Genomic DNA, 16,357 nt, shown 5'->3' with positions numbered 1-16,357 from the left:
GATTTGAGTTATGCTCGGGAAACGACCATGAAACATTCACAAAGCCAATACAGACAAAATCGTGTGTGGTCACATTTACAGACTTTAGCCTGTTTTTTGGTTTTGACACTGGCCACCGTGAGTTCACCCTCCTGGGCACAAAGCGGCAAGCCAGGAGCTCATAGCGGCGCATTTAAAGAGCTGCAAAATTTGCAGTTGCTGGCACAACAGTCACACCAAACAGGGCTGCCGATTATGCTGATGTTTGGCGCTGAGTGGTGTGAATTCTGCGGTCTGCTGAACGAAGCGGTTTTAAACCCCATGGCCATGAACCCGAATTATGACGGTAAAGCCGTATTAATGCGTCATGTCGGTGTGGACGAGCAGGCATTGATTCCAGGATTCGATGGCAAACCGATTAAAAAATCGCAATGGGCCTATCAGTTGAATGCTGATCTGACGCCCACCGTCATTTTCATCGATGGCAACGGACGTGAAGTGGCACCAAGAATTGTCGGTATCTCAAATATCGAGCTGTATGCCGGATTGATCCACCGTAACCTGAACATGGCTTATGAAAAAATGGGCACGCCATTTCGCCTGCCCGCCACACCGGAACTTTATGAACAACAGGGCCTGCTTCCCTCGGAGTGACGGCGGAGGGCCAAAATTGAACAAACACAGTTGAGAGATGTATGAGCAATCAACATAACCAGGAAAAACTTTCCAGCGCACGTTTTAGCGAGTCCACCGACGCCTTTGTAGAAGAGTTTACCGCTTCGATCCAGTTCGATCAGCGTATGTATAAACAGGACATTCAAGGCTCGATCGCGCATGCCAAAATGCTCACCAAAGCGGGCATTTTAAATGAGCAAGAACTGAACGACATTATCCAAGGGCTAACGCAAATTCAAGCGGATATCGAAGTGGGCAAGGTCGAATGGTCCATCAAGCAGGAAGATATTCACATGAATATCGAATCACGCCTGACCGACTTGATCGGCATTACCGGCAAAAAACTGCATACCGGTCGTTCGCGAAACGATCAGGTCGCCACCGATATTCGCCTCTATCTGCGTGATGAGATTGACGTGATCCTGCCAGAGCTCAAGCGTTTGCAAAGTGGGCTGGTGGAATTGGCAGAACGCGAAGCAGATACGATCATGCCTGGTTTTACTCATCTACAAACCGCACAACCGGTGACTTTTGGCCATCACATGCTCGCGTGGTTTGAAATGCTGAAACGCGACGTAGAGCGCCTGCAGGATTGCCGCAAACGCGTTAACACCATGCCTTTGGGTTCTGCGGCGCTGGCCGGCACAACCTATCCGATTGACCGCACCTATACGGCGGAGCTGCTTGGCTTCGATCGCATCAGTGAAAACTCCTTGGATGGCGTTTCCGACCGTGACTTTGCCATCGAATTCACCGGCTTTGCGGCAACGCTGTTGATGCACCTGTCACGCTTCTCGGAAGAGTTAGTACTGTGGTCTTCGGCACAGTTCCAGTTCATTGATTTACCAGACCGCTTCTGTACCGGATCATCCATCATGCCACAAAAGAAAAACCCCGATGTACCGGAACTGGTGCGCGGCAAAAGTGGGCGCGTTTATGGCCATTTGATGAGCCTGCTGACGTTAATGAAATCACAGCCGTTGGCCTACAACAAAGACAACCAGGAAGACAAGGAACCGCTGTTTGACACCGTAGATACGGTAAAAGGGTGTTTGCGTGCCTTTGCCGACATGGTTCCGGCCATGATCGTCAAGCGTGAGATGACCTATGAAGCGGCGAAACGCGGCTTCTCGACCGCCACCGACCTAGCCGATTACCTGGTAGGGAAAGGCCTGCCATTCCGTGATTCTCACGAAGTGGTCGGCTTAGCCGTCGCGCACGGTATTCAAAGCGGTCAAGATCTGTCCGAAATGTCTCTGCAAACCTTACAGGACTTCTGCGACAAAATTGAAGAGGATGTGTTTGAGGTACTGACGCTTGAAGGTTCAGTTGCAGCACGTAATCATCTAGGCGGCACTGCCCCCGTTCAGGTACGTGCGGCGGTACAACGTGCGCGTAACTGGCTTAACGAACTGTAAACTTAAACTCAACAGGCCTGGTAGGAGGCCTGTTGAGTTTTTAAAAGTCTGCAAAATAAAAAAACCGCCGATGAGATAAATTCATCGGGCGGTTTTTTTATATCTGAAAGACGGCGATTACGCGATCTGTTTTTGTGCACTCTCGTCAATGCTTAAATCTGAATAGGCGACAATGCGGTTGCGCCCCGTCTCTTTAGCCTGATAAAGCGCCTGATCAGCGTGATGCAACAGAGCCATTTCATCTTCTACTTCAATTTGAGGATAGGAAACATAGCCCAAACTGACGGTAAACTTGATCTCTTGGTCATTAATTCTTAAGCTCAGGTCTTCAACCAAACGACGAATACGCTCTGCGGCATTCCAACAGTTTTGTTCGGAAGCACCTGGCAGAATCACCATAAACTCTTCCCCACCGTAGCGCGCCAGTACATCGCCTTCACGCAAGGTATCCAAGATGCTCTTGGAAACACTGACAATCGCCTTATCACCGACCAAATGGCCATAGGTATCATTAATGCGCTTGAAGTGATCGATATCAATCATAATCACGCCCAGAGGAGAATCGTTACGCTGAATGCGCTTAAACTCTTCCTTAAGGCGTTTCAGACCAAAGCGACGATTATAAATATTGGTGAGACTGTCAAGGGCCGCGAGACGCTGCAAGCTTTCATGGGCGATCGCATTATTCAGCGCCAAGCCCATTCCCTGACGGAACATATTAATCATGCCTACCGATTGTTCATTAATATGCACCGGAGACGCGAGAACAAACACACCCAAATGACGCTGTTTGAACAGAATCGGCACAATCACAATCTCTTGTGGGCGAAAACGTGTCAGCAGACCGTCTACTTGGATATTTTCCGGCAGGGTAATTCTCTCGATCGACGTATCATTCATGGCTTGATGCAACAGTTCGTGACCGGCAAGCTGATCCGCATTGACAATTCCCTGAGCGTAAACCAGCTTCATATCGCCTTCATATTCGATATACAAGCCCCCTGCACTGCACACGGTATGCTCTATCAGCATGTGAATCGCCTCTTTAGCCAAACCGTCCAATTCCAGGTTAGAGGAGAGTGCTTTCGAGAAACTGGTATAGACGTATTCCACTTCATGTGCACTTTGCAACGCTTGGACCATCTCATTAAAAGCGCGCGCACTATCACCAAATTCATCATCGGAAGTGGCTTCGATAAAGCAGCTGTCGCCCATACAGTGCACGTCCGATTCTTGATAGGTTTTATCGTTGACTGTGCTCTTTATCAGCTTCATACGTTCAGCCAACTCTTTGAGGTGGGGTCTCACGACAAAGTGCACCAGGCCGAAGTTCATCACGCCCATAAAAAAACCGGCCAGTAGCGAAGCACTGTAAAACAGAGGCGTCATCACATTCGCCTCGGGCACGCCGAGCAAAATCATAAATGGTGGAAAAATAAAGCCGACCGTCAGGCCAAGCGTAACCATCCAGATAAACTGATCGGTAAAAATTTTTCGGGTAATTCGAGGCATATGCATCGTTCACATCCCTTGTGAGTTGCCGTGTTTATATGTAAAAACGCATTATCAACCAGTACGAGCTACGCCATTGCAACTTAATCGGCTAATTGAATCACCGAACGTACTTTTTCGCCTTTATAGGTAAAGCTGTTGAGCGCCGCCAGATCAATTAAACAAGCCGTGCCCACTACCTCATAGCCCACTTTTTCGCACAGCTCCGCTGCGGCCCCCATAGAACCGCCGGTGGCAATCAGGTCATCCAGTAACACAATTCGGCTACCATCCCCTTTCTGCATTTCCAAGGTATCGGAACCGTACTCCAGACCGTAATCCACCGATGCGCAAACATTGGGCAACTTTCCAGGCTTGCGTACTTTAATAAATCCCTTGTTATGCTTATAGGCCAAAGCCGAGGCAAAAATAAAGCCGCGCGACTCAATACCGGCCAAACAATCAATGTTTTGCCACTCTTCTTCGCTAAAGAGGGCACTCATTGCGTCAATGGTTTCGACAAAATGGCTTTTTAATAGCGGGGAAATATCACTGAAAATAATGCCCGGTTTTGGAAAATCGGGGACTGAGTCCAGATATTGTGCCAAAGGGTGTTGAGACATAGGTAAAGGCTTCCTTAATTAATCAGATTTTTTTACGACCTGAATAATGAAAAATCATTATTCTCATAATCCATTTAGAAAAACAATGAAAATTACTGATCGGACAATAAGAAAATTATTATATCTCTATATCGTGTTGACGCATCACATTCAAAACAACCCCAACAGGCCTGTTAAGTTTTTAGGATTCACTTGAACAAACATAAAAAAGCGCCTAAAAAGGCGCTTTTAATTACTTAAGCTCAGTTTTTGATTACTTATCCTGATAATCAACATTCATGTCATCAAGATCGTCCTCATCCAGCACTTGGTCTTGAATGTAAATTGTGGTGATCTCACTGGTCGCATCAGACTCGCCTTTGGAGGCAATATCAATTTGAGTGTCATCAACATTACCGTCTCCATCACTGTCTACCGCAGTAAATTCGAGGTATTCATTTAATGTATTCACAGCGACTTCTTCATCGGTATCTTCAATCACATCTGAAACCTCCAAAACATCATCCGCAATGTCATAGTTAGTAATCGTAACATCTGTACCAATACCGTCCATATCGAATACATCCTGGGTATCGTCCGTGCCTTCATAGACAAACCCAACCTCTTCATCACCTCCATAAAGATTGACAGTCACACTGGCATCAGCATAGTCTCCGTCCATATCTTCAACCTGATAAGGGAATGTCATGGATACATCTTCATCGATATCCAAAGTCGTCATCGCATCAAAGCTTAACTGATAAGGCCAGTTTGAGGTATCTTCTGCGCCAAAGACCACTTTATCAATATAGACAGCACCAGCTAAATCCTCTGTACTAATCACAAGGGTTTCTTCGCCATTGACGGTTACCGATTGAATATCCGATGAAATCTCATTACCGTCAGCATCCACACCGTAAATGGTATAAGTCGCTAAAGAGGTTTTACCCGCTTGTGCATCCAAGGTCACCGAAAGACTCTGCACCCCAGAAGCCGTGTATTCATAAGTGACATCGTCTTGAGTAAAGGTTCCGCTATCGACAGAGAAGTCAATGGTTAAAGCTTCTCCCGCATCAATATAGGTGTTATCAACCCCCATAATACTGCTGTTGGTATTTACCGCATCCTGATCACCATCGGCCGTCGCTTGAGCAGTGGCAACCAATTCCCCACTGTCATCAAACAGGGCAAACCCGTAAGCCTCACCGCTACCACCATGAACACTACCGAAATCAATCGGATCCGTAGTGGTATAGCCCGACATTAAACTGGCATTTTGATCAAAAGAAAAAGTCGGTTCATCTCCTTCTAAACTTAGGGACAAGGTAAATACCGTAGTGGGTTCGCCATCAATAATGGCAGTTCCTACAAGCGTATCCTGCGTGTCACCATAGTCAACCGTTACTTCCTGACCATTCGAGAACAACGTATTGTTTCCGGTCGAAGTCCACACAATCGTGTTTTCCCCTTCTCCTTCCACAACAGGAATCGAATCCACAACAAGATCGCCGGCTAAATTATCGGTGTGAAGCACAACGTCTTCAGCCTCAGGCAGATCATTCACCGGGCTCACTGAGGTGGTGTCGCTGTCACTGGCGGTCAACTCGCCATCGCTGACTTCGACCGCAGCAACCAGGGAGCTGATCGGAACGTCGGCGTTAATCGCATCTGCTCCGTCTTGGGTCAGAATGATATTCCCCGTCGGAACACCTCCGTCTAGCTCGAGTTCGAGATAGCCGTTGTTGTCGTTAATCAACTGGTAGGTCAATTCGTCGTTTTCTGGGTCGGAACCGGTGAAGGTAAAGGCGACGTCTCCGGCCACGGCTTCTCCTTCGGTGAAGGTCGCGTAGGCTTCTACGTCAACGCTTGGACCGTCATTCACCGGGCTCACTGAGGTGGTGTCGCTGTCACTGGCGGTCAACTCGCCATCGCTGACTTCGACCGCAGCAACCAGGGAGCTGATCGGAACGTCGGCGTTAATCGCATCTGCTCGGTCTTGGGTCATAATTTTATTCCCCGTCGGAACACCTCCGTCTAGCTCGAGTTCGAGATAGCCGTTGTTGTCGTTAATCAACTGGTAGGTCAATTCGTCGTTTTCTGGGTCGGAACCGGTGAAGGTGAATACGGTATCACCAGCTTCAGCTTCACCCTCTACAGGTACGGCAATAGCCACCACATCAACCGTAGGCGCTTGGTTCTCTGTTAAAGCGGGTTCTATATAATCACGCTGAGCAACTTCAGATGTCACGCCAACAGTATCAAAACCGCTGGTGACATTTCCTTCAGCTCCAATACGGTCAACCACGTTCAAGGCACCAGCATTGGAGCTGGAGACACCGCCTTCCCCCGCAGCTGGCGCTTCAAGTTCTTCCAAATTCACGTCACCTTGCAAGATCGCTTCTTGCAGCGCTTCAACATCTTCTGCCGATGCAATAGATGAGGCGAGACCTAATGAATCCACATCAAGAACGGTTTCGGTTCCACGAGCTAAGGTCAGCAATTCACCATCTATTAATTCAATAGTAGCCGTGCCACTCACCGACGTTAAAATGGTTTCATTAATATAAACTTGATCGCCAACTGCAAGAATTCGCACAGCCCCTGTCGCTGTATCAACAGCTTGAACAGTGCCGTTTACGGCAGTCACTTTTCCAGCAAGAATAGACATGATCCCCCCTCCTCTCACTTTCTGGCAATTCGCCAGTAAAAATCCTGTTTTCACTTTTAATGTTAATGATTAACAGAACTTTTCCAATTGTCCTAAGGTACACCCATCAGAACTCTCATTAATCAGAACATTACTCAAAATTGATTTCAATCACCTTTTAAGGGTATTTTTCTTAAAGATTAGAAAGGATTACGTTATTTCATCGAGTAACACTTGAGCCCGAGCATAGCCGTAATAGGCAGCCAACTTGAGCCAACTCATGGCTTGATTAAGGTCTGAGTTTTCACCATGTAAAAAGAGTTGTCCCAAACGATACTGAGCATCGGCATCACCTCGTAAGGCAGAATATTCATACAATCGCATCGCTTTTTCTTTATCAACATGTAAGCCAATTCCAAGTTCGAACATTTTGGCTAAATTAAATGCTGCGGTTGGATGCCCTTTGTTAGAGGCTTGCTGAAAAAGATGGGCCGCCATACTGTTGGATGCACTGACACATTTTCCCTGTAAATACATTCTTCCAAGCCTGAATTCCGCTAACGAATAGGAGCGAAAAGCCCCATTTTCATACAGATTAAAAGCCGACTCTAATTTGCCTTCTGCTTCCAAACGTCGCGCCTTTTGGTATATCGCAAAATCATAATGCTCATCGGCCAACGCACTGATGCAATCGTCCGGATACCCTTCGATGGACGGGTGTGCCTGCTTTCGCACCCACTTAGGAACAGTCTGATGTTTTAGCCAGTCTTTTAATTCCAACAGGCCTGGTCGTTTTTGCGGATCTTTTTGCGTCATCCACAGAATCAGATAGCGCCAGAAAACCGGAAGACGATTGATTTTTCTGATCGAGTGGTGCGTATGCGCCCAAATTTGCCGATCAACGCTCTCTTCTTTTTCAAGGCGAAAAATATGTTTGCCGGTCAAAGCAAAATAGAGGGTACACCCCAGTTGATAAACATCCGATTTGACATCATGTTGACCATTTAAGCGCTCCGGGGGACAGTAACGGCATTCCTCAGGCAATAATTCGGTTTCATAAGAACTTAATTCCGGCAAGGCTTGGCACCAGTCAATCAGGTAAGCGCGTTTTTTGCCCATCAAGATGGCTTCAGGACGAATGGCGGCATGCACAAAACCGACATGATGCAAGATCTCAAGCGCCTTCAGCAGCTCGGCCATCAACTGCAGTGTTTTTTTGGCAGACAAGCCTCCCTTTTTTCGCACAACGGTTTTTAAGGTATATTTGCCGCCATCCTCAAAAAACAGCAAATAGCGCATGTCCACTTTTCGGATTTCATTAAAACGCAAGAATACTTTTTCAAATCGATTCAGATAATGCAGCAAATCCTTTTGCCGTTTTAACGCGTAATGGTTTTGCAGATTATCGACCACCTGCAGCAATTGACGCTGTTTGCCCTGTTCGGTTTTCTGCTTGATACGGTAAAAACGAGCAGGCCTGTTCAGATCGGATTGAGCCCCCGTTTTAAAAGGCTTAAAGCTTTTAATATCCGCTTGCTGTTCTAATAATCCCTGATCCGGAAGAACAATTTCTTGAAAAAATTTCATTATTTTTTTACCTTTCAAAACTCAACAGGCCTGGTGTATAAGCGTTTAAAAAAATCCTGTTTCTTAACGGAACAAAGGCAAATAACCTCTTGTCTTATTTATAAATAAGACAAAATCAGTATAACCAAATTCCACAAATAAAAAAGGCCTCAAAAGAGGCCTTAACGCTTTAAATTAGCTTTGATCAATCATGCTGATAATCAATATTTAGATCATCAATAGTTTGTGCATCATTGTTTTCAAGAATAATGGTTTCAACATTATTCGTGTCTTTACTATCATCCTTAAAGACGGTGAGCTTAGTACTATCATCCGTTCCATCATTATCGGTATCGACACCTTCAAATTGAAGGTATTGATCCAACGAGTTCTCATCTACCGAAGTATCTTTAAGTACTTCACTCAGATCCAGCACATCGCCTTGCGCTTTATCGTAATCGGTAATTGTTGTGACATCACCAGGGTTACCCGGCTCGATCATAAAGTGATCCGCACCGTCACCGCCGGTAAGAATATCATCGCCTAAACCTCCATAAAGCAGATCATCTCCGGCGCCGCCATCCAGGCTATCGTCACCACCATAGCCATAAAGAATATCATTCCCTCCATGCCCCATTATGATGTCGTTAGAATCCGGAAGGTTGATGTTGATATTGACATCAAATTGAGTCTCATCGCCATCTACATCCGAGGCTGTCACAGTGAAACTCTTGGTGGCATCGCCGGTGAATTCAGTCTGACTAGCCGTGTAACTATAAGTGCCATTGGCAAAGTCAACGCTCAGTTCACCATCGCCCTCCAATGCTACCGTTTGACCGTTGGCAAAGTCGGCAGCCGTATAAGTTGCCGCTCCGACGGTAATGGAGTCAAACGTGATTGAACCATCGCCTTCATTGGTAATGTTATCTGCAAAACTACCATTAACCGTCAAAGTAATATCCGGTGTTAGGCTAGCGTCTAACTGAGTTTCATCACGCACCACAATGACATCGGATACATCGCCACCGGCATTTGCGAGTGTTTCAAGGTAAGACGTGTCAGTAATTCCTTCACCTAAAGCCACCACATTCAGCTGATCGACATAGTCGGCAACAAAGTTATTCCAACCTGTTTGTGCCCAATTACTTAAATAATTGTAATCTCCATCACCCCACTGATCAGTTGTCGGCTCACCATCCGAAATGAAGTAGGCAACCGTTTGGTCCGCAGCCGGTTCAGAGTAATTGTGATAGGTCTCGTAAACCGCATCTTCATAGTTGGTAGAACCGTCAGATTGCAGATCGTCAATAATGTCGATCGCTTCTTGAGCCGTCATCCAAACCTCACCATCCGCATTGGTTGCAACGGTTCCACTTGAGCTAAAGGTCACCAGTTTAACGTTAACACTACCCATATCATCGTAGCTATTGATCATATTAGTCAATGCGTCTTTAGCTAAAGCAAGACGGTCAATATCACTACCGTTCGGACCATCATTGTTTTCAGTCATGCTACCCGATAGATCCAACGTAATGACTACGTTCGTCGTAACGCTTTCTAATACAGCTGTCTCAAAATCCATTGTCTGAATTTCTGATTCACTTTCAGGAAGCAAATTCTCAGGCACATTGATATTAATAGTGACATCAAACTGGGTTTCATCGCCATCGACATCCGAGGCTGTCACCGTAAAGACCTTGGCTGTATCTGCATCAAACTCCGACTCGCTGGCCGTATAAGTGTAAGTGCCATTAGCAAAGTCAACGCTCAGTTCACCATCCCCATCCAACGCTACCGTTTGACCGTTGGCAAAGTCTGCAGCCGTATAAGTCGTCGCTCCGACGGTAATGGAATCAAACGAGATAGGCGTATCGCCTTCATAAGTAATGTTATCTGTCAGATCACCATTCACGGTTAGCGTAACATCGGTCGGGGTCAATTCAGCTTCCAGCTGCGTTTCATCACGTACCACAATGACATCGGATACATCACCGCCCGCATCTGCGAGTATTTCAAGGTAAGACGTATTAGTGATACCTTCACCCAAAGCCACCACATTCAGCTGATCGACATAGTCGGCAACAAAGTTATTCCAACCTGCTTGGTAACTAGAATCCAACCAACCTGCTTCACCATCATCCCCTTCTTTACGCTTACCTGAACCACCGTCATCATTTTCAGATGTTGGCTCCCCATCCGAAATGAAGTAGGCAACCGTTTGGTCCGCAGCCGGTTCAGAGTAATTGTGATAGGTCTCGTAAACCGCATCTTCATAGTTGGTAGAACCGTCAGATTGCAGATCGTCAATAATGTCGATCGCTTCTTGAGCCGTCATCCAAACCTCACCATCCGCATTGGTTGCAACGGTTCCACTTGAGCTAAAGGTAACCAGTTTAACGTTAACACTACCCATATCATCGTAGCTATTGATCATATTAGTCAATGCGTCTTTAGCTAAAGCAAGACGGTCAATATCACTACCGTTCGGACCATCATTGTTTTCAGTCATACTGCCCGATAGATCCAACGTAATCACCACATTCGTGGTAATTGGAGAACTATCTGAACCAGCGGCCTCAAAATCCATAACCTGAGTCTCACCAACACTAATAGGCGCTGGATCTACCTCTTGGACGGATTCTGGTTCAATAGGATTAATCGAAACATTAATCGATCCTGAAACACTATCCCCGTCGGCATCTGTTGCATTGACGCCAAACTCCAGATCCTGACCAGGAGCGGTAATCAAATCGATTGTTTCCATGCTAGTGATTTTAAGCGCTGCTGGCGACTCAACAACGGTTAATTCAACCGACGTGAAGCTGGCTGGCGCATACAGCAGCAAGTCTCCATCGGCAACATCTGTACTTACAGAGCCAGATGAAACTGATGTAGTGCCATCATAGAACTCATAGTTAAATGTACCGCCCTGGGGAGCTTTCAATCCGAAGATGACTTCATCTACACCCGACTGCACGGAATCAAAGGTAAAAGTAATGGCTTCTCCCACTTGAAGACTATTACCATCACCTGCTAGTCCCGTAGTACTCGGATTTAAATCAGCATTTGTTCCGCTAGGCGTTGCCGTCACATCACCAAAGTCATAGCCAGAAGTAGGACCGCCAGCGACTACTTGTGCAAAATCAACGGTTGTTTCTACACTTCCTGCATCGGACTTCAGAATTTCAAAACGATAGTCCCCGTTTTCCCCAAGCTTAATAGTGAAAACATCATCAGTTCCATCATTCGCAGTCAATACAGTATAGGTAACACCATCAATCACTTCAGAACTTGATGTATAGGTAACGCCTTCGAGTTCAGGCCCTGTAAGAGAAATATCATCCCAACCGTCTGCACCAGAAAGGAAGCCTGCGTTACTAGCGGTAGAGAATTCGCCATCCTGATTATCCAAGGTTAGTTCAGCAAATGAACCTAACTCAGGCATATCATCTTCTACAGAAACTGTAATAGTTCCAGTGTCAACAGGATTAGCCCCGTCGTTTACGGAGACATCAAAATCAAAACTCAATACATCTTCAAGACTATTAAATTCATGATCAAGAGGCTGAGTTAAAGCAACCGTGTAGCTAATAGAACTTGGAGGCGTTGAACCTGAAGTATTTACAGATGAATTGCCGCCGTTCAACTCAACGCGAATTGCTTCTCCATCAGTCGTTGAACCAATCGCAACTGCTTCATTCCCAGAATCATATGACCAGCTAATCGCATCACCACCGGAAGATAAATCAGTCGGTAGAGAATTCAGATCAATGCCTACTTCAAGCGATGCAGTACCATTGCCCGTAATCGCAAGACTTCCAGAAACAACAGTGTCATTTGTTGTATCTATATAACCTGTACCAGCCTCATCATCAGCAATGCCATCATCCAAACCTTCCTCAGAGACAGCAATTGCAGAGTTACCAATTGTTGGCACAGTATCCAAGTCTGTGATCGTCGTGGTCACGCTGCCTGTTTGGACTTCCGCGTTCTCGAACGCCGCGCTGCTGGCGTTGCTGATCTCAACGTTGTATTGCTCGCCGTTGTCCGCGACGTAGTCGTCGGTTGTGCTCACTGTGAAGTCTGCACTTGAGACGCCATCCGCTGTACCGGTAATGGTCAGGGTGTCGCCATCAAGGCTCACATAGTCCGTACCTTCGGTCGCCGCCAACGTCAGTCCTGTGCCGTTGGTCGATAGATCGACCGTGTAGCTTTGGCCTTCGGTCAGCGTCACTGGCTGGCCGTCTTTGTCTACCAGGCTAACTGTGTAGCTCGCCGTTTCACCTTCAACAACGGTCGCATCTCCGCTCAGTACCGCATAGACCGTGTCTACTGGTGTCGGTGGCTCGTCTGTACCGGTTTGATCGTTGATCGTACTAACAACACTGTCAGCAGTACTGTCAGCAGCAATATTTTCAAAGTTCGTATCGGTGATGTCGCCAATCGTGATGGTAAAGCTTTCAGATCCTTCAGCCAGAGCGTCATCAATAGTATCGATAGTGAAAGTGGTGCTGTTGCTGCCCGCTGGGATTGTAACTTCGGCTACACCCTCGAAATCCGTGCCGTCTTCTGCAACACCTGAGTAGCTCAACTGAACGGTAATATCGCTGGTTACATCACTTGCTGGCTGATCCACACTTACGGTATAAGCCGTTGAGGTCTCACCTTCAACAATATCCTGTGCGCCACTGATGGACACGAGTGCAGTCTCTTGATCGGGTTCCTCTGTCCCAGGATTACTGTCATCCAGAATAGTGGTAGTTACAGGTGCATCATCAATGGAAATTGAGTCAAACTGCCCTCCGCCGGAGACCACACTGTTAATGGAAACAGCAAAGTCTTCCGCGCCCTCAGCCAAGACATCATCAATTGTCGCCACATTAAATTCAACAGCGCTAGAACCAGCAGGAACCGTTACTGTCGTAGTTTGTTGAATGTCTTCACCTTCAGCAGAAATAAAGGTATAGGTAAGATCGACGGTTAAATCTTCTGATGCGACAAGAGGTGCGCCATTTTCATCGGTAAGATTAATGGTGTAACTAGCCGACTCACCTTCAATGACGGTGGCATCACCAGTTAATCCAATGACTGCCAAGTTTTGCGGCGTCACTTCCGTAGGAGGTGTTGGCTCTGTATTTTCCGGAGCAGTCGCCGTTTGGAAATCACGTGTTGTAAAATCGGTTGCAGTGGCACTGGTATCAAATCCGCTGGTTACCTCGCCCGTTGAACCAAGACGTTCAACACTGTCTAGCGCACCGGCATTCGCACTTGAAGTATTACTTTCACCTGCAGCCGTTGCTTCCAAATCTTCAAGATCAATTTCGCCCGCCAGAATCGCTTGCTGTAAAGCCTCCGCATCCATGGCCGCATCGGTAGTTGGGTTAGTATTTGAGGCGATTCCAACAACATCCTCATCTAATGTCATTTCTGTATTACGGCCGAGCGTCAATACTTCACCGTTTTCCATGTCGATGGTGACACCACCCGTCACTGCAGTAACAATCATTTCATCCTGAAAAACCTGATCTCCTGTAACCAGGAGGCGAACCTCACCCGTACTCGGATTAACCGCTTGAACTACCCCTGATACCGCAGTGACCTTTCCAGCTACCATCGACATGTTTCAATCCTCATCTTCAATTCAAGTTTTGTCTGTTTTGACGCACACACAAAGCGTGTACGTAATAATAGATATAGTTACGCATCATAGATCATGGGGAAACCATTTCTATTGTCCATAAGTACAATAAGCGAAAATAATTTACACCCCATTCCTTATTGAAGAAATAATTTCTTTAAAAAATAACAAGATATCTTCTATAATCAGAATTGAACATTGATCAACAATACCTTGTGAGGTGGTTTTATGAGCACGATCAACCCGGTTCTCGCCCACGCAACGCTGAGCGCTCAGTCTCAGATCAGCAACCCTTTGATGCCGAAAGAAGAGCTAAAGCTGAATGATAAAAGCACAGCCTCTCAAACACAGGCAGGAAATACGACGGTTACCCTATCTGAAACAGCCAAACAACTTAACAGTGCAGACAATACAGTTTCCGCCGAACAACAAGTGCGCAATGTCAACGACACCGAAAACCAGACTTTAGAGTCTCAGCAAATGGATAGCGGCCTCACTTACGCAGCCCTTCAGAAGTAAACAACCAAGGAATAGACAGGCCTGCTAAAAACAGGATATAACCTGTTAATATAAAAGAAGTATAAAATATTCTAATCTATCCATAAAATTTAATACTTTCTCAATACTTCTTCAAGGTTTGGTCATTGATTCTGCCAAATTCGCGGAGTAAACTAAACTCAACTTCGATAAGGTTCCCTAAACAGATTCTTATTCCAAGTTCGACTTAATCCCTTTTAAGTCAGTTCTTGTTTAAGTGATTCATTGTCAAATCATTTAAACATGCTCCTCAGACATTCAGCACGGTACGGCCAATACCGTGCTTTTTTTTTGCTTTTAAAAACCATTAGAATAGATTGCCAATCCATTATTTCTGTCTGAGGATAAAATAAAATTTCCAGCTTTGTTTTTTCCTTACGAAAAGCATAACCCCTTATTAAAGTCCTGGAGGCACTATGTCAGGCAACCACAAACGCACTTATAAACACGGGCATGGCAGTGATGAACAGCATAAAAAAGACCAAGCTCTATTCAGTGAACTCTTAGAAAGACATAGCCAACTCAAGCGCGAAACGGTCAAATTGGATAACGGCATTCGCAGCACCACAACTGCAGACACGCCTGAGTTAGGAAAAATCATCCAAGAACATGTTATTGGTATGGAAAAACGCTTTGCTATGGGTCGCGCCATTCGTTCATGGGACCCACTGTTTGCTGCCCTGTTTGAATACAAAGACCAAATTTCCATGAGTTACCGTAATGTGGAAAATGGCGTTGAAGCCACCTTAACCAGCGACGATCCGAAACTGGTTGAACTGATTCATGCGCACGACGAAACCCTGCATGGTTTTGTCAATCGCGGTTTTGAAGCGGGCGGTAAAGAAAGCCCCAAACCCAGTTGGCTTGAATAAAGTTCCATATGCCCCCATGACTCGTTTGATAACAGAAATCCAAACGTTCCAACTCATAACCGTTAAACTCTACTGAAGCGTTTGCTTAGATTTTGATTAAACCTCAGTTAAGTCGTTATGATTTGAAGCCGTTTAAAAGGATAAAAAGGAGTCGATCGTGATCATAATGTGTCCTCATTGCGGAGGTCTTAACCGCGTACCGGAAGAAAAATTAAACAGCCAACCAACCTGTGGCAAGTGCAAACAGGCATTATTCACCGGGAAACCGATTGAGATGAATAGCGCCCAATTTACCCGCGCCCTACAAAAGTCGGATCAGACACTGGTGGTTGATTTTTGGGCGCCGTGGTGCGGGCCGTGCCAAAGCTTTGCACCAACCTTTTCGCAAGCGGCGGCACAGTTTGAACCCAAAGCTCGGTTTATCAAAATCAACACCGAAACCGAACAGCAGATTGCCGCTCAATTCGGTATCCGATCCATCCCGACACTGGCTGTGTTCCGCAATGGACAGGAAGTCGAACGCCTCTCCGGTGCACTGCCACCGCAGGAATTCAGTCGCTGGTTACAGCAATTCATCTAAACCAACAAACCAGGCCTGTTCAACTTAAAATAACCAGGCCTGTTCAAAATTGACGCACATCAAAGGCCTAACAATGGAACTGGGATCACCCGAACACAAACAAATTTTAATCAACGGTATTTTGAAAGTCGCTCTGAAAACGGCCACCATCGGATTGGTCATTGGATTGATTCTACTGATTCCAGCATTTGTGCGCGAGAACGCCTTTTCGAGCGGCTTAGCTTATGCAGGATTTATCGTGATTATCGGCAGTTTAGGGTGGGCTTTATGGCTGGCGTGGCACAAGTATCAAAAGATCGTCAAACCGTTTGACCAGCATTTTAACAACCGGTAAACGCTGCCCGTTTCGGGA

11 protein-coding genes are annotated in these 16,357 nt (G+C 46.1%); 6 read left to right on the top strand and 5 right to left on the bottom strand.

Going from position 1 to position 16,357, the window contains the following annotated elements:
- Positions 1–27: 27 nt before the first annotated feature.
- Entirely contained in the window at positions 28–633 is a 606-nt protein-coding gene (locus QCB44_RS09070; protein WP_279409579.1) for a thioredoxin fold domain-containing protein, read from the top strand.
- A 41-nt stretch (positions 634–674) separates the two neighbouring features.
- The gene (gene argH / locus QCB44_RS09065) at positions 675–2,072 is read left to right on the top strand and encodes an argininosuccinate lyase (protein WP_279409578.1); all 1,398 of its coding nucleotides are present in this window, start codon (positions 675–677) and stop codon (positions 2,070–2,072) included.
- A 117-nt stretch (positions 2,073–2,189) separates the two neighbouring features.
- Here the strand turns inward: argH and QCB44_RS09060 are convergent, their stop codons facing one another.
- The 5 genes from QCB44_RS09060 to QCB44_RS09040 all read right to left on the bottom strand — a co-directional run bounded on the left by QCB44_RS09060 (position 2,190) and on the right by QCB44_RS09040 (position 13,998).
- On the bottom strand, positions 2,190–3,590 hold the full coding sequence (locus tag QCB44_RS09060) for a GGDEF domain-containing protein (protein WP_279409577.1): 1,401 nt from the start codon (positions 3,588–3,590) through the stop codon (positions 2,190–2,192).
- Between the two features lie 77 nt (positions 3,591–3,667).
- On the bottom strand, positions 3,668–4,186 hold the full coding sequence (locus QCB44_RS09055; protein ID WP_279409576.1) for an adenine phosphoribosyltransferase: 519 nt from the start codon (positions 4,184–4,186) through the stop codon (positions 3,668–3,670).
- Between the two features lie 253 nt (positions 4,187–4,439).
- A complete protein-coding gene (locus QCB44_RS09050; protein WP_279409574.1) occupies positions 4,440–6,833 on the bottom strand; it encodes a retention module-containing protein in 2,394 nt (797 codons plus the stop codon).
- A gap of 189 nt (positions 6,834–7,022) precedes the next feature.
- Positions 7,023–8,399 carry a Sel1-like repeat-containing protein kinase family protein gene (locus tag QCB44_RS09045; RefSeq protein WP_279409573.1) on the bottom strand — a complete coding sequence of 459 codons (1,377 nt, stop codon included), beginning with the start codon at positions 8,397–8,399 and terminating at the stop codon, positions 7,023–7,025.
- Positions 8,400–8,583: 184 nt separating this feature from the next.
- The gene (locus QCB44_RS09040) at positions 8,584–13,998 is read right to left on the bottom strand and encodes a retention module-containing protein (RefSeq protein WP_279409572.1); all 5,415 of its coding nucleotides are present in this window, start codon (positions 13,996–13,998) and stop codon (positions 8,584–8,586) included.
- A gap of 246 nt (positions 13,999–14,244) precedes the next feature.
- On the opposite strand from QCB44_RS09040, the gene QCB44_RS09035 reads away from it, so the two are divergent.
- From QCB44_RS09035 to QCB44_RS09020, 4 genes are all read left to right on the top strand, one after another.
- Positions 14,245–14,535: a hypothetical protein gene (locus QCB44_RS09035; RefSeq protein ID WP_279409571.1), complete on the top strand. Its 291-nt coding sequence runs from the start codon at positions 14,245–14,247 to the stop codon at positions 14,533–14,535.
- 434 nt (positions 14,536–14,969) lie between these two features.
- A complete protein-coding gene (locus QCB44_RS09030) occupies positions 14,970–15,425 on the top strand; it encodes a hypothetical protein (RefSeq protein ID WP_279409569.1) in 456 nt (151 codons plus the stop codon).
- Between the two features lie 166 nt (positions 15,426–15,591).
- Positions 15,592–16,005, top strand: a complete 414-nt coding sequence (gene trxC / locus QCB44_RS09025) for a thioredoxin TrxC (RefSeq protein ID WP_279409789.1) — start codon at positions 15,592–15,594, stop codon at positions 16,003–16,005.
- A gap of 73 nt (positions 16,006–16,078) precedes the next feature.
- On the top strand, positions 16,079–16,339 hold the full coding sequence (locus QCB44_RS09020; RefSeq protein ID WP_279409567.1) for a hypothetical protein: 261 nt from the start codon (positions 16,079–16,081) through the stop codon (positions 16,337–16,339).
- The last annotated feature ends 18 nt before the right edge of the window (positions 16,340–16,357 follow it).

It is taken from the genome of Thiomicrorhabdus sp. zzn3 (genome assembly GCF_029767755.1).
In the GTDB taxonomy this organism is placed as follows: domain Bacteria; phylum Pseudomonadota; class Gammaproteobacteria; order Thiomicrospirales; family Thiomicrospiraceae; genus Thiomicrorhabdus.
The sequence above is the reverse complement of the archived record's forward strand: the minus strand, read 5'-3'. Positions and strand labels throughout refer to the sequence as shown.